This is a genomic window from Enterococcus mediterraneensis (genome assembly GCF_900604485.1).
GTDB lineage: Bacteria > Bacillota > Bacilli > Lactobacillales > Enterococcaceae > Enterococcus_C > Enterococcus_C mediterraneensis.
The window spans coordinates 44323-67029 of record NZ_UWOP01000001.1 but is presented as its reverse complement, the minus strand read 5'-3'; the positions used below and the strand labels follow the sequence as shown (position 1 = coordinate 67029).

The 22707-nt window shown below is 43.9% G+C and carries 24 protein-coding genes; 22 read left to right on the top strand and 2 right to left on the bottom strand.

All coding sequences use genetic code 11. The annotated features are described in order from the left end of the window. Positions 1-19: 19 nt before the first annotated feature. The 7 genes from EFB00_RS00335 to EFB00_RS00305 all read left to right on the top strand — a co-directional run bounded on the left by EFB00_RS00335 (position 20) and on the right by EFB00_RS00305 (position 5431). The gene (locus EFB00_RS00335) at positions 20-802 is read left to right on the top strand and encodes a dihydroorotate dehydrogenase electron transfer subunit (RefSeq protein ID WP_122644958.1); all 783 of its coding nucleotides are present in this window, start codon (positions 20-22) and stop codon (positions 800-802) included. Then, positions 802-1725: a dihydroorotate dehydrogenase gene (locus tag EFB00_RS00330; RefSeq protein WP_122644957.1), complete on the top strand. Its 924-nt coding sequence runs from the start codon at positions 802-804 to the stop codon at positions 1723-1725. The genes EFB00_RS00335 and EFB00_RS00330 overlap by 1 nt, the downstream gene beginning before the upstream one ends. Beyond that, positions 1722-2441 carry an orotidine-5'-phosphate decarboxylase gene (gene pyrF, locus EFB00_RS00325; protein ID WP_122644956.1) on the top strand — a complete coding sequence of 240 codons (720 nt, stop codon included), beginning with the start codon at positions 1722-1724 and terminating at the stop codon, positions 2439-2441. Before EFB00_RS00330 ends, pyrF begins: the two co-directional genes overlap by 4 nt. Continuing rightward, positions 2438-3067: an orotate phosphoribosyltransferase gene (gene pyrE, locus EFB00_RS00320; protein WP_122644955.1), complete on the top strand. Its 630-nt coding sequence runs from the start codon at positions 2438-2440 to the stop codon at positions 3065-3067. The genes pyrF and pyrE overlap by 4 nt, the downstream gene beginning before the upstream one ends. Positions 3068-3166: 99 nt before the next feature. Next, complete coding sequence (locus EFB00_RS00315) at positions 3167-3820, top strand: YfbR-like 5'-deoxynucleotidase (protein ID WP_122644954.1); 654 nt, start codon at positions 3167-3169, stop codon at positions 3818-3820. Positions 3821-3832: 12 nt separating this feature from the next. Then, complete coding sequence (locus EFB00_RS00310) at positions 3833-4519, top strand: carbonic anhydrase family protein (RefSeq protein ID WP_206423448.1); 687 nt, start codon at positions 3833-3835, stop codon at positions 4517-4519. Between the two features lie 6 nt (positions 4520-4525). Then, positions 4526-5431 carry a LysR family transcriptional regulator gene (locus tag EFB00_RS00305; protein WP_122644953.1) on the top strand — a complete coding sequence of 302 codons (906 nt, stop codon included), beginning with the start codon at positions 4526-4528 and terminating at the stop codon, positions 5429-5431. Between the two features lie 70 nt (positions 5432-5501). Here EFB00_RS00305 and efbA read toward each other — a convergent pair whose 3' ends face one another. Both efbA and EFB00_RS00295 read right to left on the bottom strand, forming a co-directional pair. Next, positions 5502-7211, bottom strand: a complete 1710-nt coding sequence (gene efbA, locus EFB00_RS00300) for a fibronectin-binding protein EfbA (RefSeq protein WP_122644952.1) — start codon at positions 7209-7211, stop codon at positions 5502-5504. Positions 7212-7247: 36 nt separating this feature from the next. Then, positions 7248-7646: a DUF1622 domain-containing protein gene (locus EFB00_RS00295; RefSeq protein ID WP_122644951.1), complete on the bottom strand. Its 399-nt coding sequence runs from the start codon at positions 7644-7646 to the stop codon at positions 7248-7250. A gap of 152 nt (positions 7647-7798) precedes the next feature. Here EFB00_RS00295 and EFB00_RS00290 point away from each other — a divergent pair, with 152 nt between their 5' ends. The 15 genes from EFB00_RS00290 to EFB00_RS00220 all read left to right on the top strand — a co-directional run bounded on the left by EFB00_RS00290 (position 7799) and on the right by EFB00_RS00220 (position 22701). Continuing rightward, positions 7799-8380, top strand: a complete 582-nt coding sequence (locus EFB00_RS00290; protein ID WP_122644950.1) for a hypothetical protein — start codon at positions 7799-7801, stop codon at positions 8378-8380. A gap of 334 nt (positions 8381-8714) precedes the next feature. Beyond that, positions 8715-9719, top strand: a complete 1005-nt coding sequence (gene trpX / locus EFB00_RS00285; protein ID WP_338133843.1) for a tryptophan ABC transporter substrate-binding protein — start codon at positions 8715-8717, stop codon at positions 9717-9719. Then, positions 9716-10603 (top strand): ABC transporter permease, encoded by an 888-nt coding sequence (locus EFB00_RS00280; RefSeq protein WP_122644948.1) that lies wholly within the window; start codon positions 9716-9718, stop codon positions 10601-10603. Before trpX ends, EFB00_RS00280 begins: the two co-directional genes overlap by 4 nt. Further along, complete coding sequence (locus tag EFB00_RS00275; protein WP_122644947.1) at positions 10600-11364, top strand: ABC transporter ATP-binding protein; 765 nt, start codon at positions 10600-10602, stop codon at positions 11362-11364. Before EFB00_RS00280 ends, EFB00_RS00275 begins: the two co-directional genes overlap by 4 nt. Positions 11365-11748: 384 nt before the next feature. Further along, the gene (aroE, locus tag EFB00_RS00270) at positions 11749-12612 is read left to right on the top strand and encodes a shikimate dehydrogenase (RefSeq protein ID WP_122644946.1); all 864 of its coding nucleotides are present in this window, start codon (positions 11749-11751) and stop codon (positions 12610-12612) included. Between the two features lie 32 nt (positions 12613-12644). After that, on the top strand, positions 12645-13670 hold the full coding sequence (gene aroF / locus EFB00_RS00265) for a 3-deoxy-7-phosphoheptulonate synthase (RefSeq protein WP_122644945.1): 1026 nt from the start codon (positions 12645-12647) through the stop codon (positions 13668-13670). 26 nt (positions 13671-13696) lie between these two features. Next, the gene (aroB, locus tag EFB00_RS00260; RefSeq protein WP_122644944.1) at positions 13697-14764 is read left to right on the top strand and encodes a 3-dehydroquinate synthase; all 1068 of its coding nucleotides are present in this window, start codon (positions 13697-13699) and stop codon (positions 14762-14764) included. Position 14765: 1 nt separating this feature from the next. Continuing rightward, positions 14766-15929, top strand: coding sequence for a chorismate synthase (gene aroC / locus EFB00_RS00255; protein WP_122644943.1), 1164 nt, complete (start codon positions 14766-14768; stop codon positions 15927-15929). Positions 15930-15987: 58 nt separating this feature from the next. Continuing rightward, complete coding sequence (locus EFB00_RS00250) at positions 15988-17073, top strand: prephenate dehydrogenase (protein WP_122644942.1); 1086 nt, start codon at positions 15988-15990, stop codon at positions 17071-17073. 10 nt (positions 17074-17083) lie between these two features. Further along, complete coding sequence (gene aroA, locus EFB00_RS00245) at positions 17084-18379, top strand: 3-phosphoshikimate 1-carboxyvinyltransferase (protein ID WP_122644941.1); 1296 nt, start codon at positions 17084-17086, stop codon at positions 18377-18379. Continuing rightward, the gene (locus EFB00_RS00240; protein ID WP_122644940.1) at positions 18372-18875 is read left to right on the top strand and encodes a shikimate kinase; all 504 of its coding nucleotides are present in this window, start codon (positions 18372-18374) and stop codon (positions 18873-18875) included. Before aroA ends, EFB00_RS00240 begins: the two co-directional genes overlap by 8 nt. Positions 18876-18877: 2 nt before the next feature. Further along, positions 18878-19690 carry a prephenate dehydratase gene (gene pheA, locus EFB00_RS00235; RefSeq protein WP_122644939.1) on the top strand — a complete coding sequence of 271 codons (813 nt, stop codon included), beginning with the start codon at positions 18878-18880 and terminating at the stop codon, positions 19688-19690. 114 nt (positions 19691-19804) lie between these two features. Then, positions 19805-20953, top strand: coding sequence for an LCP family protein (locus EFB00_RS00230; protein WP_122644938.1), 1149 nt, complete (start codon positions 19805-19807; stop codon positions 20951-20953). A gap of 83 nt (positions 20954-21036) precedes the next feature. Next, a complete protein-coding gene (locus tag EFB00_RS00225; RefSeq protein ID WP_122644937.1) occupies positions 21037-21885 on the top strand; it encodes a DegV family protein in 849 nt (282 codons plus the stop codon). Positions 21886-22221: 336 nt separating this feature from the next. Next, entirely contained in the window at positions 22222-22701 is a 480-nt protein-coding gene (locus EFB00_RS00220) for a DUF6530 family protein (protein ID WP_122644936.1), read from the top strand. Positions 22702-22707: the final 6 nt, after the last annotated feature.

Sequence of the window (22707 nt, the reverse complement as noted above, 5' to 3'; positions counted from 1 at the left end):
ACCAGTAAGGGAGAATTTCATGAAACAAGAACTTATGACGATCATATCGCAAAAAAATCTAGCGCCGCGAATCTATGAAATGACCCTTTCAGGGGAACTAGTCCAAGAAATGACCACACCAGGTCAGTTTCTGCATATCCGAGTGCCTAGACAGGATCTATTATTAAGAAGGCCGATCAGTCTTAATCAGATTGATCGAGAAAACGGGACTTGCAGGATCATCTATCGAACAGAAGGTGATGGCACGAAAGTTTTTTCTGAACTAACGTCAGGCGACTCTTTAGATGTATTGGGGCCATTAGGCAATGGATTCGATCTTTCAGGGTTGCAGGCAGGAGATACCGCCTATATCGTTGGCGGCGGTATCGGTGTTCCGCCTCTTTATGAGCTGTCCCGGCAATTGAAAGCGATGGGAGTGACACCAGTCCATTTTCTAGGCTTTGCTTCGAAAGAAGTGATGTATTATCAAGAAAAATTCATGGATCTAGGCGAGACTCGCATCGCAACTGATGACGGCAGCTATGGCGTCCATGGCAATGTCGGTAATTTGCTGTTAGCTGATACTGAAAAAGCGGTGCCTTCTGCGGTCTTTGCCTGCGGAAGCAATGGATTATTAAAGACCGTCGAGCAATTGTTTCATGAACATCCCAACACGCAATTGTCATTAGAATCCCGCATGGCTTGCGGGATCGGCGCTTGCTATGCTTGTGTCTGCCATCTCCAAGAAGATGAAACAGGCGAAAAAAGCGTGAAGGTCTGTGACGAAGGTCCAGTCTTCCCAGCTGGAAAGGTGGTTTTATAATGGATCTGTCTATCGATCTGCCGGGATTGAAATTAAAAAATCCAATTATGCCGGCAAGCGGCTGTTTCGGATTTGGTAAAGAATACGGCGAATATTATGACCTCAATCAATTAGGCTCCATCATGATCAAAGCCACAACTCCAAAAGCCCGTTTTGGAAATGAAACACCCCGGGTAGCAGAAACTCCTAGCGGAATGCTGAACGCGATCGGTTTACAAAATCCCGGTATGGAAGTTGTCATGGATACCTATCTGCCGGAACTTCAAGAAAAATATCCTGATCTGCCGATCATCGCTAATGTGGCAGGTGCTTGTGAAGAAGATTATGTCGAAGTGTGCGGCAAGATCGGCGAAGCGCCGAATGTCCATGCTATCGAGCTGAATATCTCCTGCCCGAATGTCAAACATGGCGGGATCGCTTTTGGTACGGATCCGCAAGTAGCCTATGAATTGACAAAAGCGGTAAAAGCGGTAGCGAAAGTTCCCGTCTACGTCAAATTGTCCCCCAATGTCACTGATATCGTTCCCATCGCAAAAGCTATCGAAAAAGGCGGGGCGGATGGATTTACGATGATCAATACACTGCTGGGGATGCGGATCGACCTAAAGTCCCGCAAACCCATCTTGGCCAATCAAACAGGCGGACTGTCAGGTCCTGCGATCAAACCGGTAGCTATCCGACTGATCCATCAAGTTGCCGGCGTTTCCGATCTGCCCATCATCGGGATGGGTGGCGTAATGACAGTGGACGACGTACTGGAAATGTTCATGGCCGGTGCTAGTGCCGTAGCAGTCGGAACAGCGAACTTCACGGATCCATATATTTGTCCAAAATTGATCGAAGAACTGCCGATCCGTATGGCGGAGTTAGGCATCGAATCACTGCAGCAGCTAATCAAAGAAGTACGGGAGGAACGGAAATGAATCAACGTCCAATCATCGCATTAGACTTTTCCAGTCGCGGAGAAGTAGAATTATTTTTCAAAAAATTTCCTAAAAATGAATCACTGTTCGTTAAGATCGGCATGGAACTTTTTTATCAAGAAGGACCGGAGACGGTTCGCTGGTTGAAACGCAATGGTCATGATGTCTTTTTAGATCTGAAGCTCCATGATATTCCCAATACCGTTGAAAAAGCGATGCGGGGATTGGCAGGATTGGGTGTAGATATCACTTGTGTCCATGCTGCCGGCGGCGTCAAAATGATGGAAGCCGCATTACGAGGATTAGAAGAAGGGACACCAATGGGCAAAGAACGTCCGAAGTTATTGGCGATCACCCAACTGACCTCTACAACAGAACAGCAGATGCATGATGATCAGCTGATCGATGTTTCCTTAGAAGAAAGCGTGATCCATTATGCAAAATGTGCGCAAAAAGCGGGACTTGACGGGGTTGTTTCTTCAGCATTGGAAGTTGCCAAAATCAAACAAGCAACGACACCTGATTTTGTCTGCTTGACTCCTGGGATCCGCCCGACTGGAAGTGAAATCGGTGATCAAAAACGTGTCGTAACACCGGGCACAGCTCGCGAAGTCGGTTCTACTTACATCGTTGTGGGGCGACCTATCACGCAAGCCGCTGATCCTTATGCCGCTTATACAAAAATCAAAAACGAATGGAATGGAGAAAATCAATGACATTAGAGATGACGATCGCCAAAGATCTTTTAGAGATAGAAGCTGTCTTTTTAAGTCCTAACGAACCTTTTACTTGGGCAAGCGGGATCAAAAGCCCCATTTACTGCGACAATCGGATCACGATGAGCTATCCGGCTATTCGTAAAGAGATCGCTGCGGGTCTTGCAGAAAAAATCAAAGAAAATTATCCTGATGTGGAAGTGATCGCAGGGACCGCGACGGCTGGTATCCCTCATGCGGCTTGGGTAGCAGATATCCTTGATTTGCCGATGGTCTATATCCGCAGCAAAGCCAAAGATCATGGCAAAGGCAATCAAATCGAAGGTCGGATCACTGACGGACAAAAAATGGTAGTGATCGAAGATTTGATCTCCACCGGCGGCAGCGTTCTTGAAGCGTGCGAAGCGGCAAAAAGAGAGGGAGCGGACGTTTTAGGTGTTGCGGCGATCTTTACGTACGAACTGCCAAAAGGCAAAGCACGTTTTGAAGAAGCGAAAACACCTTTAGTTACTTTGACTAACTACAGCGCATTGCTGGAAGTCGCGTTAGAGACTGATTATATCAATCAAGAAGATATGAAACTTTTAAAAGACTGGAAAGAAGATCCGGAAAACTGGCTAAAATGATCTTCATTAAGAGACTGAATAAAATTTAGTCTCTTTTTGTTTATTTTCAGAATTTTTTTTGATAGGATGGTAACAAATCACTAGAAAGCGGGGATAGTTATGGGACTGAACGAATATTTATTAGGATTGAATAATTTAGAAAAAATCTATCGGGCACCAGGATTCTTTAAATTTAACGAGCACAGTGTGGCGGCCCATTCCTATCGAGTGACGTCTATTGCACAAGTCCTAGGTGATATCGAGGAATTGAAGGGTGTCGCTATCAATTGGAAATCACTCTATGAAAAAGCGCTGAACCATGACTATACAGAACGCTTTATCGGTGATATCAAAACACCGGTCAAATACGCGAGTCCGGAACTACGGGCGATGCTTCAGCACGTAGAAGAAAAAATGACAGATGAATTCATTAATCAAGAGATCCCCGTGGAATTTCAAGATATTTATCGTCGCCGTTTATCTGAAGGCAAAGATGATTCCATTGAAGGGGAGATCTTGGCGATCGCTGATAAAGTAGATCTGCTGTATGAATCTTTTGAAGAGATCAATAAGAACAATACGGAGCGGGTCTTCGAGGAAATGTTTTTGGAATCTGTTCAAACCATCAAGCAATTCCAACATCGACCAAGTGTTGTTTATTTTTTTGAGAATATTTTCCCTGATTTATTAGGTGATCGCTTTTACGGTGATCAGAAATTTTTAGCTGAGATCCAAACTATTCTTACCGATTCAACCGATTCAGCAGATTCATAGGAGGCGTTTTTTTTGAAACGAAATATGGATGTTCCTTGGAGTTACGAGGGAGAAAATGGGCCCGAATATTGGCATACCTTATGTGATTGGTATGCAGAAGGAGCAAAGTTCCCATTACAATCACCGATTCATCTGCAGTACAGCGAAGCGCAAAAAGAATCAGGAAAAAAACTGATCTTTCACTATCAAGAAGAACGATTTACTGAAAAAGAATTCAAAAATACCATTCATTTCGTTCCTTATGATTGTTCCAGCTACGTCAGCTATGACGGCAGCAAGTATTTATTGAATGATATCCATTACCATATGCCCAGCGAACACTGGATCGATGGGCAGCAGGAAGAAATAGAATTCCATCTGGTCCATGCAGATGATCAGGGAAACAGTTTAGTGGTAGGTGTCTTGTTTCGGATCAATGAAGAAGGAGTGGATTTCACCAAAGAAGGGATTTGGGATTTTTCAACTCATTTGGAGATTTTTGATCCAACGGTTTTCCTGCCTCAGGCCAGAAGCCATTTTCACTATATCGGTTCTTTGACCACACCGCCAACTATCGGACCGATCAATTGGTTTGTTTTTGATGAGGTAAATGTCATTGACCGCAGATTTATCGAAGAATTTCGTGAAGAGGTCTTGGAAAACAACAACCGGCCTTTACAGGAAAAATTAGGACGAAAGATTTTTTATTTTGAGGAGTAGCAGAGCATGAATCTTCAACAGTTGCGATATGTAGTAGCGGTAGCGAACAACGGCAGTTTTCGCGAAGCTGCCAGAAAGATGTTTATCACCCAGCCAAGTTTATCCAGCGGCATCAAAGAGTTGGAAAAGGAATTAGGTCTGACACTGTTCGTGCGGACGAACCAAGGTGCGGTATTGACCGCAGACGGTCGAGATTTTCTCGCTCGTGCGGAAAAAATTTTAGTTCAGTTGGAACGCTTAGAGACCCATTATCAGAAAAAAGAGCCGACTGAACGTTTTTCCATCGCTTCCCAGCATTATGACTTTTTAGGATCGGTGATCGGTCAGCTGATCGAACGCTTCGCTTATTACCAAGAATACCGCATTATGGAGACCACCACCGCCAAAGTCATCGAAGAAGTAGCAGAAGGCCACAGCGAGATCGGGCTGCTGTATATGAACGAGAACAACCAAAAAGGTTTGGAGCGTTATCTGGATCAAGCTCGTTTGATGAAGGTCGATCTTGGCACATTTCGCACCCATATTTTCGTAGGAAAACATCATCCGCTAGCCGCTGAAAAAGAGATCGATATCTCGCAGCTGAAGGAATATTCTCAAGTCCGTTTCAACCAAGAAGGTGGGAATTTTGAGTATTTCGATGAAGATCCTCTCAAGAATCAAGCAAAAAGCGTGATCGTCACCAATGATCGGGGCACATTGACCAACATCCTGCTTTCCAGTACAGCCTATGCTTCTGGTTCAGGGATCGTGGACCGTCCCACCAAAGAAATGATCCGCTTGATCCCCCTAAAAGACGAACCGCTGAATCATCTGTATGGTATCTATCCGAAAAAAACCAAACTGTCTGAAATCGCGGAGGAATTCTTTTTCGAGGTGCGGTCGTTTATTATCAAAAGCAAAAAAGAGCTGTGATAGCAGTATAAGAATAAAAACCGCACCAGAGATATTGCCAAATACGGCATGCTCTCTGGTGCGGTTTTTATTAGTGTTGTTTTTTCGCCATTTTTTGAATCGCTTCTTCTTCCGGAGTTATGAAGTAGGTGGTCTGATTTTCATAGATCACATAGCCGGGTTTCGCGCCGTTTGGCTTGCGGATATGTTTGACTTGGACCAGATCTACAGGGACTTGTGCTGAATGACGGTATTTCGAGAAATAAGCCGCCAGTTCCGCCGCTTGCAAGATCGTTTCTTCTGACGGATCACTGGAACGGATGATGACATGAGAGCCGGGGATATTTTTCGCGTGGAGCCAATAATCCGTTTTGCGGGCGGTCCGTAAAGTCAGCTGATCGTTTTGCAGATTGTTTTTGCCCACAAAAATCTCAGTGCCGTCTGTCGCATAGAAAACATCCGGCTGTGATTTTTTCTGTTTTTTCTGGCGTTTAGTCGGCTTTTTCAAGTAGCCTTGATCGATCAATTCTTCTCGGATCACTTCCAGATCCATTGGTCCTGCGATCTCTAATTGCGCTAGAACGGACTCCAGATAACTGATCTCATTTTTCGTTTCTTGGATCTGATCACCGATCAATTTCACTGCATTACGCAATTTTTGATAGCGTTGGAAGTATTTTTGCGCGTTTTGATTGGGCGTCAACGCAGGATTCAATGCAATCTCCAACGGCCGATCCTCTTCATAATAGTTCGGCAATGTCACTGTTGTCGCACCGCGGGGAACTTGGTTCATAAACGTCGTCAGCAATTCGCCTTTTTGACGATATTCTTCAGCATTCTCTGAATCAGCTAGCGTTTTTTCTCTTTTTTGCAATTTCTTTTGATTGCGATGCAGTTCATTTTCGATTTTCCGTAAAAGTTCGCTGCCTTGCTGCTTGACGCGATCTCGTTCTGCTTTGTCATGGTAATACAGGTCTAACAACTGACTGAGATTTTCGGTGGTTTCAATAGCGACTGCTTGTTCTTCAAGACTTTTAAAAGGAATCGGTGTGAAGAACTCTTTCTTTTCCTGCTGGATCAATGTTGGCTGCAACGTTTCCTGCAATTCAGTGAAGAAAGCATGCCAAACAGTCAATTTTTCATTAGGCTTTTGATTCAGACGAAAAGCCAGTTCACCGGCAGTATCCGTTCCCAGTCCTTGAAACTGCTGCTGCAAATAACTTTTTGTCAGTTCCGACGCTTTTGACAACCGGTCAAATACAACAGTATCGCTTGCGGTAAAAGGATTCAGCTGTTCTTGTTTCGGCGGTTCGATATATTCTACTCCCGGCAATAGGGATCGGTAGCTGTTTTGGGATGAGCCGATATGCTTGATAGCGTCTAAGATTTTTCCGGTTTCTTGATTCATCAATAGGATCGTGCTGTGGCGACCCATCAATTCCACTACCAATACGATATTTTGCAGATCTCCCAATTCATCACGACGACTGAAAGTAAAATGGATCACTCGGTCGTTTTCTACTTGATGGATCTTTTCCAAAATCGCGCCATCCAGATATTTTCGCAGCATCATCACAAAGTTAGGCGGTGTGTCAGGATTGCCGTAAGCGATCTCTGTCAACTGGACCCGCGCATAACTTGGATGGGCTGAGAGCAGTAATTTTTTATTTTTCCCTTGATTACGAATCACTAGCACGACTTCGTTAGGGTAGGGCTGATGGATCTTTGAAATACGTCCCCGCAATAATTCAGCGGAGAGCTCCTTGACCATCAGATGGGTAAATATTCCGTCAAATGACATCTTTTTTTCCTCTTTTCATAAATGATCTGTTTCAGATCATCGATCGATTTTTGAGATTCTATGTTCATCTTCATCTTCCAAAGCATCTTTCAGTTCTTGATGCAAGAAGTAAGAGATCACAGTACGGATGACCACCACCGCAGCTAAACGCAAAATGTCTTCAATGGTGGGGTTGATGATGGATTCGATGATATCCGCAGCGATCAAGATTTCCAAGCTGAGCAGGATATAACTTCCTAGAAAGTTTTTGATAAAATTATTGTTTCGGGCAGCCCGAACATGGTCGACATGAGTTGTTTCCGAGTGGATAAAGTCATAAACGGAAATAACTACGCCCCAAACGAGAATGATGATCGAGATAAAATTCAATAAAAAAACTAACAGCTCGAAAAACGGGATCAAAAAATCCATCATATTGTCTCCTAAATGTATCATACGCCGACTCCTTGTCAAATACTGTTTCCTCTATCATACAAAAGAAATGAAAAGATGGAAAGATTCTTGACGTTATTAGTGATTAATTGCTAGTATTGAACTAATAGATCACAAAAAAGCCGTTTTATTGGTGTAATGCAAGGAGGGAAAAAGTGGATAGGATAAAAAAAGCGTGGGAAAAAATAAAACAACGAGCTTCAAACATCTGGGATGCATTTGCCGACTGGGCGTACGATAACCAAAAACGAGCACTGATCACTGTAATTTCTTTCTTGCTGTTTTCGCTGCTATTCAGCGGGGTATTGATCGTTTCACAAAGACATATCCGTCAATCTGAATATGAAAACCTGATTTTTTCAACACTTCCTCCCGAAAAGATCTTACCGCTTGATTATCATAAACAAGACCAAACAATCGAAAAAACCAGAGCGGTCTCTGTGATGTTCAGTAAACCAAAAGGAGCTGACTACCGCCGAGTGCTGCAATTACTGGATGATCCGGATAAACGCCAAGAATTGAATCGCAATGTTTTTTATTATCCCATCGTCTATGACACCAAAGCAATCCAATCCCGCTACAATATCGATTCTGATGAAGTCACATTCATCTTTTTTGAAAAAGGCAAAGAAAAGAACCGTTTTGTCGTCTCGGACTTGGAAAATTTTCAGGAAGAATTCATTCCTGAACTGAACCGACTGCCAATGTGGAGCATCCATGAGATCGAGAACAACTAGAAAGAACAAAATTCTGAATATTTTCTATTGACGAATGAAAGACAATCAGGTATTCTATTTTCATCATAACAAAGGAGTTGACCGTCATGAACCTATTTACAACAGAAACTCAAGGAAAACAAAAGAGTTGGCAAAACTGGCGTAGATAGTTGTATTTGATGGATCGATCCATAGATACAACTTTTTAGAGTACATTCTAACGTTGTATCTATGCCAACATAATTTTTGAAATTATCGCCGCATAGAAAAACATTTCTATGCGGCTTTTTTGTGCAACTAGCAATCGCCGGCATGGGATTGCTGGTTTTTTTACTTTATAGGAGGAAAAAAAATGATAAAAAATAAAGGGTTATTAGCAACGATCATTGCTTTAGCGGCAATTTTGATCGGTTTTGCGATAGTTGAAAAACAGCCGGAAACAAAAGAAACTGAAATGAAATCAGTAGGGATCTTACAATTCGTCAGCCATCCTGCGCTTGATCAAATCACAGAAGGCATCAAAGAAGGATTAAAACAAGCCGGATTTGAAGAAGGAAAAAATCTGAAGATCAATTTCCAAAATGGTCAGGCAGACCAAAGCAAATTGGACACTATGAGTCAGCAATTGGTGCAAGACCGCTCAGATGTCTTGATCGGAGTTGCTACACCGGCGGCGCAAGCTTTGGCAAACACCACAGACAGCTTGCCGATCGTTTTAGGAGCAGTCACTGATCCGGTAGGTGCCGGACTTGTTGACAGTAATGAAGAACCCGGCGGCAATATCACCGGTGTTTCCGATCAGCCGCCAGTTGCCGCGCAAATCAAGTTGGCCCATGAATTATTGCCAAAAGCAAAAAAAGTGGGGATCTTGTATTCCTCCGCTGAAGCCAATTCAAAATATCAAGTGAGTCAAGCAGAAAAAGCCATCACAGATCTGGGAATGGAACCTGTAAAAAAAGCGGTAGCCTCCACTAATGAGATCGCACAAGCAGTTCAAGTGCTTTCCCGTTCCGTTGATTTTATTTACATCCCTCTGGACAATACGATCGCCAGCGCAATGGAAACCGTCATGTCGGAAGCTGATAAAAATGACACACCAGTCATCCCGTCTGTGGATACGATGGTCCAACAAGGCGGTTTGGCAACTGTCGGGATCAACCAAAAAGAATTAGGGATTCAAACAGGAAAAATAGCTGCGGAGATCTTAAAAGGAAGTTCCGTACCGAAAACCACACCGATCTATACTTTCAAAGACGGCGACACGATCATTAACAAAGAACAAGCTGAACGCTTCAATGTTGATCTGACAGACAAACAAAACGCGAAATTCGTAACAACAGAAGAGGAGGAAACAAAATGATCGTTTCAACGATTGGTCAAGGATTGTTATGGTCCTTACTTGGACTGGGTATTTTTATGACATATCGAATCTTGAATTTTCCCGATATGACAACGGAAGGTTCTTTTCCGCTGGGAGGAGCAGTCTGTGTTACTGCCATCACCAGTGGGATCCATCCGATCTTAGCAACGATTTTAGGAGTCTTGGCGGGCATGGCCGCCGGTTTAGTCACTGGATTATTATTTACTAAAGGCAAGATCCCCGTGATCTTAGCTGGGATCTTAGTTATGTCAGGATTGAACTCGGTTATTTTGTTCGTCATGCAAAGTCCCAATAAAGGTCTGCGGAATTTCCCTCGGATTCAAGATATTTTTCAAGGTCTGCACCTGCCGAATTATTTCGATATCGTGCTATTAGGACTGGCAGCTGTGATCATTACGATTGGATTATTATTGTTGTTCTTCTATACAGAATTGGGGCAAGCCTACATCGCAACAGGGGATAATGAAGAAATGGCCCGTTCGATGGGGATCAAAACGGATCGTATGAAAATTTTAGGATTGACACTTTCCAACGGTGTCATCGCGTTATCCGGCGCATTGATCTCGCAAAATGACGGTTACGCAGATGTTTCCAAAGGGATCGGAGTCATCGTGATCGGGTTGGCATCTATCATCATTGGTGAAGTGCTGTACGGCGAATTGACCTTTGCTGAACGGCTGGTAGCAGTCGTAGTCGGCAGTATCATCTATCAATTATTGATTTTTGCGATCATCTGGGCTGGACTGGACACCACCTATCTGAAAATCATCTCATCAGGAATCTTAGCGATCTGTTTGATGATCCCGCGTTTAAAAAGCGCGTTGAATCTGAAGACAGGCCTTGAAAAGGAGGAGACAAAATGAGTGTCTTAGAAATCAAAAATGTCTCTAAAGTAATCAATAACGGCATCAACGAGCGCAAAACGCTTTTGAACCACGTGGATCTAACATTGGAATCCGGAGATTTTGTAACTGTTTTAGGGGGAAATGGTGCTGGTAAAAGTACTTTGTTCAACGTCGTGTCCGGCACGATGCCCGTAAGCCAAGGAACGATCAAAATCAACGGCACAGATGTCACAAAAGATTCCGAAGAAAAACGGGCAGTGTCCATCTCCCGCGTCTTTCAAGACCCGAAAATGGGGACAGCACCACGGATGACTGTCGCTGAAAATCTGCTTTTGGCAGAAAAACGGGGGCTGAAGCGAGGATTGCGTAATCGTAAAATCGCAGAAAAAAAAGAAGAATATTTTGAACTGTGCCGCCAGATCGGCAACGGCTTAGAAAATCATTTGGATGTTCCTACCGGTAATCTTTCCGGCGGGCAGCGGCAAGCGTTAAGTTTGCTGATGGCGACGATCCGGCCGCCTCAACTGCTTTTGTTGGATGAACACACCGCAGCCCTAGATCCTAAAACTTCTAAACAGCTGATGGCCATCACAGCGGCAAAAGTTGCGGAACAGCAGTTGACCTGTATGATGATCACTCACCGGATGGAAGACGCGCTGAACTACGGAAACCGTCTGATTCTGCTGCAAAAAGGTCAGATCGTCAAAGACCTGAACGCAGAAGAAAAATCCCGGTTGACACTTCATGATTTGCTGCTGTTTTTCGAAGAAGATTTGTAAATAATCTGGAAAATTTAAAAAAGTTTTCAAAAACGATTGACAGATATATACTTGATGTCTATACTAAACGTAATCTTAAATCAGTTCGGAGCGATTCTTATGAATTTACAAAAACACTCACAACTGAATAATTATTACTTTAGCTATTTTAGATAGTTTGTATTCATGAATTTCATGGATACAAACAGTCAAGTTTGTATCTATGATGGCTAGAGATTTTTGACACGACTTACAGCCACGTAGATAAGAAATCTATAGTGGCTATTTTATTTTACCGAACCTTTTTAGGGTTCTTTAAAAGATGTTCACTGTAGATGGAATGTTTACAGTGAACATCTTTTTTTGTTGGCTAGGCTGGAGTAAGTCAGATGGAAGGGGAGTAAAATGGAAATTACTGGTCAGACACGATTGGCAGGGTTGTTTGCTAAACCTGCTGGTCACAGCATTTCACCATTGCTGCACAATACAGCATTTAAAGAAAAAAATATCGATGCCAGATATTTAGCTTTTGACGTCGAGCCAGAAAATCTGAAAACAAGTATCGAAGCGGTTCGCACGCTGCAGATGCTGGGGGTCAATCTTTCAATGCCTCATAAAACGGCGGCATTACCCATGATGGATGAACTCAGCGAAGCGGCGCGACTGATCGGCGCCATCAATACCGTGGTCAATCACCACGGCAAACTGATCGGCCACAATACAGACGGGATCGGTTTTATGGCAAGTTTAACCGACGCCGGACTTTCCGTGATCGATAAAGAGATCATTATCATCGGCAGCGGCGGCGCGGCTACCGCCATCACCGTCCAGGCTGCATTGGACGGGGTCAAAAAAATTCATGTTTTCAATCGGAAAAGCTCATTCTTTGAGCAAAAACGAGAAAAGCTCATGGATATCAGCCGTCAAACCGGCTGTGAGATCACATTGGAAGACCTTGCTGATCATTCAGCGATGGAAAAAGCTTTAGAAACCAGCGTCCTCTTAGTCAATGGAACGAAGTTGGGAATGAAACCTGCTGAAGATCTTTCGCCAGTAGAAGATCTGACTTCTGCAAATGACGAGCTGACTGTTTGCGATATCGTTTATAATCCGCGGCAGACAAAATTATTGAAACTTGCTAAAAATAAAGGGTTGAAGACGATCGATGGATTGGGCATGCTGCTGTATCAAGGAGCGGCCGCCTTTGAACTATGGACAGGAGAAAAAATGCCTGTCGAAAAAATCAAACCATTGATCGATTTAAAATAAAATAAAGAGAAAAAAGAGAGTAGGAAGAAATTATGATAGTTATTATGAAGAAAAATGCCACTAAAGAACAAGTGAAACAAGTGATCGAACGGATCAAAAAAGAAGGATTAGATGTTAACGTCGATCAAGGGACAGAACATATCGTGATCGGATTGAAAGGCGATACTCGCGGCATGCAAGACGTAGCCTTCAACAGCTTGGAAGGTGTCGAAAATACTGTTAAGATCTCTAAAACTTACAAATTGACTTCACGAGAATTCCACCCAGGAAACACAGTCGTTGATGTAGACGGCGTGAAAATCGGTGACGGTTCTTTCGTTACGATGGCAGGTCCTTGTTCTATTGAAGGATTAGACCAAATCCGCGAATGTGCTCGGATGGCAAAAGCCGGCGGTGCGAAAATCTTACGCGGCGGCGCCTTCAAACCACGTACTTCACCTTACGCTTTCCAAGGTCTTGAAGAAGAAGGTCTGAAATACATCCGCCAAGCAGCAGATGAATTCGGTATGAAAGTCATCACAGAAGTCATGGATGAAGGCCATATCGATATGGTGGCAGAATACAGCGACATCTTACAAATCGGTGCCCGCAACATGCAAAACTTCAAATTATTATCAGCAGTCGGCAAAACCGGCAAACCAATCGGCTTGAAACGAGGAATCTCCGGTACGATCGACGAATGGTTGAATGCTGCTGAATACATCGCCGTTCAAGACAAATCACCAGTGATCTTCATCGAACGCGGGATTCGGACTTACGAAACAGCTACTCGCAACACATTCGATCTAAGTGCCGTTCCATTGATCAAAAAATTGAGCCACTTCCCAGTGATCGTCGATCCTAGCCATGGTACTGGTATTTGGGATCTTGTTCCCCCAATGGCTCGTGCAGGAGTTGCCAGCGGTGCCGATGGAATGATCGTTGAGATCCACCCAGATCCAGCCAACGCATGGTCTGACGGTCCTCAATCATTGAATGAAAAAACCTACATGAGAATGATGGCGGAAGTCGATATTTTAGTCAACGCAATGCAAGAAATCAAAGCATTGGACAAATAATCCAAGCAGATGAAAGAAGTGATCACATGCTTACAGTCAATTTAGCAGACCATCATTACACTATCACCATCCAAAAAGGAGCTTTGCAGCACATCGGTGAATGGGCAAGAGAAGTTTGGACACCCCAAAAGATCGCTGTCATCACCGACACCAACGTTGCACCTTTATACGCTGAAAAAGTGTTGGAACAATTGACAGAAGCTGGGTTCCAAGCAGTTCTCAAAGTAGTTCCGGCAGGAGAAAAAAGCAAATCACTGCAACAAGCCGCTGAATTGTATGACTTTTTAGCAGATGAAGGCTTCACCCGCAGTGATGGGATCTTGGCTTTAGGAGGAGGCGTGATCGGTGATCTAGCCGGTTACGTCGCATCCACCTACATGCGGGGGATCCATTTTCTGCAAGTTCCTACTTCGCTTTTGGCGCAGGTAGATTCCAGTATTGGCGGTAAAACTGCCGTCAATACTGCCAAAGCTAAAAATCTGGTAGGGACATTCAGCCAACCAGACAGCGTGTTGATCGATCCGGAAGTGCTACAAACGTTAGATGTACGCCGGATCCGTGAAGGCATCGCTGAGATCATCAAATCCGCGGCGATCGCTGATCCTGAGCTTTGGCGTTTCCTGGTTTCCTTAAAGGACGAAAATAATTTGTTGGAACATGCGGAAAAAGTTATCACTGCTGCTTTAGAAGTCAAACGGAAAGTTGTGGAAGAAGACGAATTCGATCAAGGCAATCGTTTGATCTTGAATTTTGGTCATACTATCGGACACGCTATCGAAAATACTGCCGGCTATGGCAATATCAGTCACGGTGAAGGTGTCGCGATCGGAATGGTAGCCATCAACCGTCATGCCGAAGCGATCGGTTTATCACCAAAAGGCAGTACCGAAGAACTGATCCAGTTGATCGAAAAATTCCATTTACCTATCAGTTATCCAAATTGGGATTCGAAAAAATTGTTTGAAGCTATCACTCACGATAAAAAAGCTCGTGGCACTCATTTAAAAATCATTTTATTAGAAACGATCGGTGAAGCGAAAATCGTCGCTATCCCGATCGAGACCATCAAAGAATATTTAGAAGGAGGGAATTGATGTGCGTTATTTTACAGCCGGCGAGTCTCACGGACCGGAATTGACCGCCATCATCGAAGGACTGCCGGCAGGAATGCCTTTATCGGTAGCCGATATCAATCATGAATTGGCCCGCAGACAAACAGGATACGGTCGCGGTGGTCGGATGAAAATCGAAAAAGACCAAGTCCGGATCACATCCGGCGTTCGTCATGGAAAAACATTGGGCTCGCCCGTCACATTGATCGTTGAAAATAAAGACTGGAAAAATTGGACGACCGTCATGTCCGTAGCCGAAGTTCCTGAAAAAGATCAAAAACTGCGTCGGGTCGCTCGACCTCGTCCTGGTCACGCTGATTTAGTCGGTGGGATGAAATATCATCATGACGACCTCCGCAATGTGTTGGAACGTTCTTCTGCCAGAGAAACGACGATGCGGGTAGCAATCGGCGCAGTGGCAAAACAACTGCTTTCCCATCTGGGGATCATTGTTGCCGGCCACGTGACTGAACTAGGAGGGATCACGGTCCAATTACCTGATGAGTTGACGATCCAAGAGATCAAAGAAAAATCCAACGCTTCAGAAGTTCGTGTCGTTGATCCAACAGTCGAACAAGCCATGAAGGATCTGATCGATACCACTAAGAAAAACGGCGATACGATCGGCGGTGTAGTGGAAGTCGTCGTTGGCGGCGTGCCGGCTGGGTTAGGCAGTTACGTCCAATGGGATCGAAAACTGGATGCAAAGATCGCCCAAGCGGTTGTCAGCATCAATGCCTTCAAAGGTGTGGAATTTGGTGCAGGCTTCACCTTAGCTTCATTGCCAGGCTCCAAAGTCATGGATGAGATTTTATGGGATGAAGACGGCTATACTCGCCGCAGTAATAATCTGGGCGGTTTTGAAGGCGGCATGACAAATGGCCAGCCAATCGTTGTCCGAGGTGTGATGAAGCCGATCCCGACATTGTACAAGCCGCTGCAAAGTGTCGACATTGACACTAAAGAACCTTACAAAGCCAGTGTAGAACGCTCTGACAGTACCGCGGTACCGGCCGCTAGTGTCGTCGCTGAAAATGTCGTAGCTACTGTGCTCGCTTCAGAGATCTTGCAAAAATTCTCCAGTGATTCCTTTGACGAATTGCAAGAAGCTGTCGCTGATTATCGGGAATACCTGAAAAACTACTAACATTGTTACACCCATCGATTCATTAGAAAATCACGAAAAATACTAGGAGGCGCTTTTTATGCAAATATTGATCGTTGGACTTGGTCTGATCGGTTCTTCTTTAGCACTGTGTATCAAAAAGGAGCATCCTCAATACACTGTCAGCGGTTGGGACATCCAACAAAAATCGCGGGAGATCGCTGAAAAACAAGCGATCATCGACCAGGTGCCGACGGATTTTGCATCCGGCGCTGAGCAAGCCGATGTCATCATTTTGGCGGTACCAGTGAAAACTGCTGCTGCATACCTTGATGAATTGGAAAACCTATCATTGAAAGAAACAGTCTTAGTGACTGATGTCGGCAGTACCAAGCAAGAGATCATGGCTTGTGCTCAAACAAAAAAATTCCGCTTTATCGGGGGACATCCGATGGCAGGTTCTCACAAATCTGGTGTACAGGCGGCTGACAGTGAATTGTTTGTCAATGCCTACTATATTTTTACCGACGCTGAGGAAAACCAGCAGGAATTGGACTTGTTGAAAGATCTGTTTCGCGGAACTAGAGCCAAATATGTGGTGATGACTGCTGCTGAACATGATGAAGTCACCGGGATGCTTAGTCATCTGCCTCATATCATTGCATCAGGGTTGGTGAATCAAGCGGATGATCTGTCCAAGACTCATCCTCGCGCCAAGCAATTAGCGGCAGGCGGCTTTCGTGACATCACCCGGATCGCTTCTTCTGATCCAACGATGTGGACGGATATCCTGTTGAGCAATAAAGCCGTTTTACTAAATAGCTTGCAGCAATGGCAAAAAGCGATGGATCAGATGGTCACTTGGTTAGAAGCGGAAGATCAGACAGCGATCTTTGATTTTTTTGAACGGGCAAAAGATACGCGAGATCTATTGCCGGATCGCAAACAAGGGGCGATCCCAGCCTTTTATGATTTGTTCGTAGATGTGCCGGATGTGCCTGGTGTCATCGCGGAAGTGACTGGTATTTTGGGTTCGGCTGGGTTGTCTCTGATCAATTTGAAGATTCAGGAAACCCGCGAAGACATCATTGGAATCCTGCAGATAAGTTTCAAGAACCAATCAGATCTATTAGCAGCAAAAGAATGTATCGAAAACAAGACAGATTTTTATTGTTGGATAAAGTAGGAGGGGCATCATGGAATTATTACAAAATCAACGGGGATTAAAAGGAACGCTTCATGTTCCGGCGGATAAGTCGATCTCTCATCGCAGTATCATGTTCGGAGCGCTGGCAGACGGTACAACGACTATCAAGAATTTTTTACGGGCAGAGGATTGTTTGAGTACACTCCATGCTTTTGAAAAACTTGGTGTTTTGATCGAAGATGATGGTGAAACACTCACTGTCCACGGCAAAGGCAAAAAGGGATTGACAGCGACGACCGAAGCGATTAATGTAGGCAATTCCGGTACCACGATCCGCTTGATGATGGGAATCTTGGCGGGACAACCCTTTGAAACTACCTTATACGGCGATGCGTCCTTGAACAAACGTCCGATGAACCGTGTGATGGTCCCTTTAAGACAAATGGGAGCAGAACTTTCCGGAGCTAATGACACAGAATTCCCGCCTATTACGATCCGCGGTACTGATGAATTGCAGCCGATCCATTATGAAATGCCGGTTGCCAGTGCGCAAGTGAAATCAGCGATCTTGTTTGCTGCATTACAAACCAAAGGAACTTCAACGATCATCGAAAAGGAGCCTTCCCGCAATCATACGGAAGAAATGATCCGACAATTCGGCGGACAGATCGATGTTGAGGGCAAAAAAATCACCCTCACAGGACCGCAAACATTGACCGGTCAAACAGTAGTCGTTCCAGGAGACATTTCTTCGGCAGCATTCTTTTTAGTTGCCGGAGCCATTGTTCCTGACAGCGAGATCATTTTATCCAACGTGGGGGTAAATCCTACTAGAACCGGTATTCTTGAAGTAATGGAAGCAATGGGAGCAGATATCGAGACATTATCTTCAGATCCTGTCAATCAAGCGGCGGATCTAAAGATCAAACACAGCACATTGAAGGCAACTACTATCTCCGGTGCCATCATTCCGCGACTGATCGATGAATTGCCGATCATTGCGTTATTAGCAACACAAGCGCAGGGAACAACCATCATCAAAGACGCGGAAGAATTAAAAGTCAAAGAAACTAATCGGATCGACGCTACCGCGGAAGAATTGCGGAAGATGGGCGCGAAGATCGAAGCAACAGAAGACGGGCTGATCATCCACGGTCCCACACCGCTTCATGGTGCCGAAGTTTCCAGCCGAGGAGATCATCGAATCGGTATGATGCTGCAAGTAGCGGCGTTGATCGCAGATGGCCGCTGTAAATTGGATAACCCAGAAGCTGTCGCCATTTCTTATCCGCACTTTTTCGCTGATATCGAAAATTTGATCGAGGGAGCGGGCATCAATGGCTAGTATCATTTTGACAGGATTTATGGGCGCGGGCAAAAGCACGGTAGCGGTTTTGTTGGGAAAGCAGTTGAATAAACCGGTGATCGATCTGGATGCAATCATCACTGAAGACCTCCAAATGCCGATCTCGGAATATTTTCAACTGTACGGTGAAGCTGCCTTTCGCAAAAAGGAAATGGAAATCCTGCAAGAGATGCTCCGCCAAGATGCCGTCATTGCCACTGGCGGCGGGATCATTACAATGAAAGAGAACCGTAAGATCCTATCTCAACATCCTCATGTCTTTTATTTGAAAGCTGACAGCGATACGCTGATCCAGCGTATCCGGCAAGATCAAAAAAATATCCGACCTTTAGCAACGGAAAAAACAGAATCTGAGATCACCGCACTGTTTCGTGCACGGGCTGACTTCTATGAAGAAGGTGCCAGCCATATCATAGAGACTATCGGCAAAACACCAGAAGCAGTGGTGATGGAAATCATAGAAAGGATGGTTTGAAGATGAAAATCGGTTATTTAGGTCCTGAAAGTTCATTTACCCATCAAGCAGCCAAAAAAATCAGCGGAGAACTTGTTGCTTTTTCCTCGATCCCCGATTGTCTGAAAGCCGTTTTGAAAGATGATGTCCACGCGGCGATCGTTCCCATCGAAAATTCTTTAGAAGGTTCCGTCCATAGCACCATTGACATTCTTTCTCAAGAACCTGATCTGACTGTCAACAGCGAGATTATTTTGCCGATCCAGCAACAGTTTTTGATCAATGAACGAGAAGATATCACCATGATTTTTTCTCATCCGCAGGCATTGGCGCAATCTCGTAACTTCATTGAAACCCATTATCCTCAAGCCCAGCTGATGCCGATGCCCTCTACCACTGCGGCAGCTGAATATGTCGCTAACCACCCGGAAGAAGCCGTCGCGGCGATTGCTTCAAAAGAGACCGCGCAACATTTTCAATTGCGGACATTAGCAGAAAATATCCAAGACAACCCTTGGAACCAGACCCGTTTTTGGCTGATCAGCAAAGAAAAAGAAGAGGGGAAAGTTCCAGAAAAAATGAGTTTGATCTTGACACTGCCCTCTAATAAACCCGGTATGCTCCACAAAATGTTGGCGGCATTCGGCTGGCGGGAGATCAATCTGAGCAAGATAGAATCTCGTCCGTTGAAGACCAGTTTGGGAGAATATTTCTTTGTGATCGACTTGCTTTTGGATCGACCGATTCAGCTTGTCTACCATGCGATCGCTGAGATCGAACTGTTGGGAGGAGAAATCCATCTTTTAGGCAGTTATCCAGTGAAGACATATGCGTGATTTTAATTAAATAAAAAATAGGAATTTCTTAAATTTTTTAAGAAGTTCTTTCTTTATTTTTCTGCTACGTTATCCTAAGAATGAAAATGTATGAGAAATTTGGAGGTCAACTGCATGGGTCGGATGGATCGCTACAAGCATATTCACGAAGAATCAAAAGAGAAAAAGAATATCTTTGCTCGCAAAGAAATCAATCCTCATGAGCAAAAAACACAAAAATCACAGGATAATGAATTTGATAACAGCTTTGACGAGTCATTTACAACAGATGAGAGAAGAGAACCAGAGTATCATTACCAGCAAACTCCGCCGCAGCCGCAACAAACAGGCTGGAAAAAACAAAAGAAACCCAAGAAACCAAAGAAAAGAAAGAAACATCTAATTCTTGGCTGGATCATAAAGATCATTTTGATACTAGTTATTTATTCCGGTGTCTCTTTTGCCGCAGGAAAAATGGTCGCTGACAAAGACCAAACCATATCTGACGGCGAGTCTGAGACCTTCAACGGATTTAAATCACAAGATGGTGCCAGTAATATCCTTTTGCTGGGAAGCGATAGCCGAGAAGGTGAAAACGCGCGGGCAGATACCGTTATGGTTTTACAATTAGACGGTCCCAGCAAAAAACCAAAATTATTATCTTTCATGCGGGATACTTACGTGGAGATCCCAGGTGTAGGGAATAATAAACTGAACGCCGCCTATGCATATGGGGGAGCAGAACTGGTTCGTAAAACGTTGGCTCAAAACTTTGGCATCGAAACAAAATATTATACGATCGTAGATTTCAAATCCTTTGAAAAGGTCATTGACACGTTATTTCCTGGAGGTGTTCAGATCACCGCAGAAAAGGATATGAGCAAAAACTTAGAAGTCCCTATTAAAAAAGGACCGCAAAAGATGGACGGTTTGACACTTTTACAATATGCACGTTTCCGGATGGATGAAGAAGGCGACTTTGGACGGGTTCGCAGACAACAACAAGTGATGAACGCGATTTTCAGTGAATTGAAAAATCCAATCGCTTTAGCAAAACTGCCGTATGCTGCAGGAAAAGTGATGGGCTATGCCGCTACTGATTTACCAATGAGTTTCCTACTTAAAAATTCTTTGTCGATGGCCAAAGGGGCTGGAGGCATCGATCGCTTAACTGTTCCGGTGGAAGATTCCTGGAGTTACGGGAATACTTGGGATGCAGGAAGTGTCTTGATGGTGGATCAAGAGATGAATAAAAAAGCTATCAACGAGTTCTTGAATAAATAAGATACGATTTCTGGTTTGATTGACCTTTCATTTATGCTATATTTAAGATAGACTTGTGAAAATTCTGGAAACGAGGAAACTAGATGAAGTTAGCAGTAGTAACTGACAGTTCAGCTTATCTGCCTGAACCTATTCGAAATCATAAGGATCTATATACCATTCCTATCCCTGTGATTGTTGACGGAACGATCTATAATGAAGGAACTGATATTGAAGCAGATGAATTTTACGCTTTATTGAAAAACAGCAAGGAATTTCCGACAACTTCCCAGCCAGCTCTCGGAGAAGTGCTGGGATTGTACGGCTCTCTGAAAGATAAAGGCTACGATACGATCTTGAGTATCCATCTTTCAGGTGGTATCTCAGGATTTATCTCTACTTTATATGGTATCAAAGATGAAATTGAAGGTGTCGAGATCATTCCATATGATTCAGAGATCACCAGTATGCCGATGGGTCATATGGTAGAAGCGGCGCTGCAAATGAATGATGAGCAGAAATCATTGTCTGAGATCTTAGCTCATCTCGATGTGATCCGAGACAATACCTATGCTTATATGATCGTAGATGATTTGAACAATCTTGTCCGAGGCGGCCGTCTGACAAACGGAGCCGCATTGATCGGCGGATTGTTGAAGATCAAGCCTATCCTGACCTTCCAAAAAGGCAAGATCATTTTGTTTGAAAAAATCCGTTCCAGCAAAAAAGCCTTCGCTCGCGCGGAAGAGATCATTGGACAAAGAGACGAAGAGATCCAGCATCCGACGAAATTTTATGTGATCCACGCGAACAATCTAGCAGTAGCTGAAGAAGAAAAAGCCAAACTGCAAGAGAAATATCCCGATGCGACTATCGAGATTGGACATTTTGGCCCGGTCATCGGTACACACTTAGGCGAAAAAGCGATCGGTATCGCAATTTCCGCCCAATAAAGCCATTATATTTTTATAAAAGTTTTGACACTCCCTGAATATAGACGGGAGTGTATTTTTTTGGAAAAGTAACGATCTTCCAATGTCAGCGGTATCGTATTGAAAACTAACATGTTATCACAAAAATAGATGATAAAAAGCTCATTATCCTTGCTTTAGAAGGGGAAATAGAAAAAAATTTATTGAAAGCACAGTAGGAACTGCCCTGCTGTGTTTTTTCATAGGGAACTGTAAATTTCAGATAAATTACAGAAACAGATTATTTGTAACAAGCTCTCCTTTTTCCTATACTTTAGTAAATAAGTAAATTACTAATTTACTAAAGGAGAATGTGCGATGAAAATACCTACAAATTTAAAACACAAGCCAGTGATCGTAGTGGAAGATTATGATAAAGTTGACGGCAGAAATGCGTTAAATACAGATGCTAAAGGTCTTTCATTGGGATTGGCCCAATGGAACGATCGAGGAAAAGTCGATATCTCTGGGAAAGTTTGGCGTCACACCGGAGAAAAATGGTCCCGCCAATCAGAGGAACTGCCTATCACAAGAATTTTGGATCTGGCGATCTTAGTCAGTCAAGCCAGTCTTTATTTCCAAGACGCGTACCGTCATGAAAAATTCTATGATCCGGAAAATCCATTGATCGACATCATCGGTCTGCAAGGCAATCGCATGACAGTGGAAGTCGATACTGATAATCCAATGATCGACGAGGATATCCTGTTGTATTACGATACGTTGCAAAAAGATGGCGAATTGATCGGCGAACGCTTCAAGATTTTGAAACGCTTATTAGACGAATTAGGATATTAAGAGGTG